The 2,478-nt window shown below is 70.1% G+C and carries 3 protein-coding genes; 2 read left to right on the top strand and 1 reads right to left on the bottom strand.

Features of this window, described 5'->3' with window-relative positions; all coding sequences use genetic code 11:
* The first annotated feature begins 44 nt into the window (after positions 1-44).
* Entirely contained in the window at positions 45-1,304 is a 1,260-nt protein-coding gene (gene serS, locus G6026_RS09115) for a serine--tRNA ligase (RefSeq protein WP_107757928.1), read from the top strand.
* A 45-nt stretch (positions 1,305-1,349) separates the two neighbouring features.
* On the opposite strand, the gene G6026_RS17245 is transcribed toward serS, so the two are convergent.
* Positions 1,350-1,880 (bottom strand): PaaI family thioesterase, encoded by a 531-nt coding sequence (locus tag G6026_RS17245; protein WP_182612971.1) that lies wholly within the window; start codon positions 1,878-1,880, stop codon positions 1,350-1,352.
* A 60-nt stretch (positions 1,881-1,940) separates the two neighbouring features.
* Between G6026_RS17245 and G6026_RS09105 the strand changes: the two genes are divergently transcribed.
* On the top strand, positions 1,941-2,478 hold a 538-nt coding region (locus tag G6026_RS09105; protein WP_182612970.1), incomplete at its 3' end, for a 1-acyl-sn-glycerol-3-phosphate acyltransferase.

The raw sequence follows: 2,478 nt of genomic DNA, 5'->3' as shown, positions 1-2,478 counted from the left end.
TCAGCCGATCCGGGTGGGCAGACCGGGCCGCTAGGCTGGTCGCCGTGATCGATCTCAAGCTCCTTCGCGAGAACCCCGACCTCGTCCGCGATTCCCAGCGCACCCGTGGCGAGGACCCCGCGCTGGTCGACCGACTCCTGGCGGCCGACGAGGCCCGGCGGGCGTCGATCTCCGCGGCGGACGGGGCGCGCGCCGAGCAGAAGGCGCACGGGAAGAAGGTCGGGCAGGCCTCCCCGGAGGACCGCCCGGCCTTGCTGGAGGCGGCGGGGGCGCTCAAGCAGGCGGTCAAGGACGCCGAGGAGGCGGAGAGGTCCGCTGCGGCCGAGGTCGACCGGATCCAGCGGATGCTCTCCAACGTGGTGGAGGAGGGCACGCCCGCCGGCGGCGAGGACGACTTCGTGGAGATCGAGCGGATCGGGCAGATCCCCGCCTTCGACTTCGAGCCGAAGGACCACCTCGAGCTCGGCGAGAGCCTCGGCCTGCTGGACATGGAACGCGGCGCCAAGGTGTCGGGTGCGCGCTTCTACTTCCTGACCGGGTACGGCGCTCTCCTGCAGTTGGGCATGCTGCAGCTGGCGGCGCAGAAGGCCACCGCCAACGGCTTCACGCTGATGATCCCTCCGGTCCTGGTGCGCCCGGAGATCATGCAGGGCACCGGATTCCTCGGCGCGCACGCCGACGAGGTCTACCGGCTCGAGGCCGACGACCTCTATCTGGTGGGTACCTCGGAGGTCGCACTCGCCGGCTACCACCAGGGCGAGATCCTGGACCTGGCGGACGGTCCCAAGCGCTACGTCGGCTGGTCCTCCTGCTTCCGGCGCGAGGCCGGCAGCCACGGCAAGGACACCCGCGGCATCATCCGCGTGCACCAGTTCGACAAGGTCGAGATGTTCTCCTGGTGCACCCCGGAGGAGGCGCATGAGGAGCACCTGCGGTTGCTGGCGTTCGAGAAGGAGATGCTGCAGGCCATGGGTCTGCCGTTCCGGGTGATCGACATCGCCGGCGGGGATCTCGGATCGTCTGCCGCCCGGAAGTACGACTGTGAGGCGTGGGTGCCGACCCAGGGTGCCTACCGGGAGCTCACGTCCACGTCCAACTGCACGACCTTCCAGGCCCGCCGGCTGGGAGTGCGCTACCGGGACGCCAGCGGCAAGCCGCAGACGGCCGCCACGCTCAACGGCACGCTGGCCACCACGCGGTGGCTCGTGGCGATCCTCGAGAACCACCAGCAGGCGGACGGCTCCGTCGTGGTGCCCGAGGCGCTGCGTCCCTTCGTCGGCCGGGACGTGCTCGAGCCCCGGTAGGCGTCGCTGGCGGGCGCCGCGGCCACACGCCGCCTCAGCGGTAAGTCAGGGGCGGAAGAGCATCATGACGCCGCTCGCACTGGCGCAGGTCCGACCGTCGGTGTCGAGGACCTTGGCCTGCACGACACACGTCGATCGACCCACGTGTTCGACCTCGGCGTGGATGGTCGCCGGGGTCTTCTCCAGCCGGAGCGCCCGGATGTACCGGACCGTCAGGTCGAGCGTGCTGTAGCCCACGCCCTCGTAGACGGCCGTCGCGGTGGCGTACCCGAGGGCGGAGTCGACCCATCCCGAGACGATTCCGCCGTGCACCGTTCCCCCGTTGTTCAGGGCCCATTCCCCGGGGGTCGCGGTCAGGGTGACCACGCGTTCGGCGACCGACGAGAGCGCCAGGCCGAGAGTGTGCGAGCCGGGGGAGAGGTGGTGCTCGCCGTCGACGATCCTCTGCAGCACCTCCAGTCCCGCGTGGGGGCTGCGGTCGGCCGCGCCGGGAAGCGGCGGCCAGGAGTAGTGGCGACTGTGCGCCGCCGTGTCGACCCGGTCGAAGGGCGCGTCGCGGGCCTCGTCGTCATCCACGGCGTCGAACCTACCGGCAGCCGGTCACGCCGTTGTGGACGGGCCGCTACGCTGGGGTCCGTGGAGCTGCTCTATACGGGGATCATCGGGTTCGCCCGGGCACTGTTCAAGGTCCAGGGTCTGGACATCACGATGCGCGGAGAGCGCAACTTCCCCGAGGTCGGCGGGGCCGTGGTGGTGATGAACCACACCGGATACCTCGACTTCGTCTACGGCGGCATCCCGGCGCGCGTGCACAAGCGGTTCATCCGCTACATGGCCAAGGTCGAGGTGTTCGACCACTCGGTGTCCGGCCCGATCATGCGGGAGCTCAAGCACATCCCGGTGGACCGCGCGGCCGGAAAGGCCTCGTTCGACGAGGCGGTGGAACGGCTCCGGGCCGGCGAGCTCGTGGGGGTCTTCCCCGAGGCCACCATCAGCCGCAGCTTCGAGGTCAAGGGCTTCAAGTCGGGTGCGGTCCGGATGGCACTCGCCGCCGACGTGCCCATCATCACCGTGACCCTGTGGGGGTCGCAGCGGGTGTGGACCAAGGGTCTGCCCAAGAAGCTCCTGCGTCCGAAGGTGCCGATCATGATGGAGGTCGGCGAGCCGATGACGG

Source organism: Dietzia sp. DQ11-38-2, assembly GCF_014145055.1.
Classification (GTDB): Bacteria; Actinomycetota; Actinomycetes; order Mycobacteriales; family Mycobacteriaceae; genus Dietzia.
The sequence above is the reverse complement of the archived record's forward strand: the minus strand, read 5'-3'. Positions and strand labels throughout refer to the sequence as shown.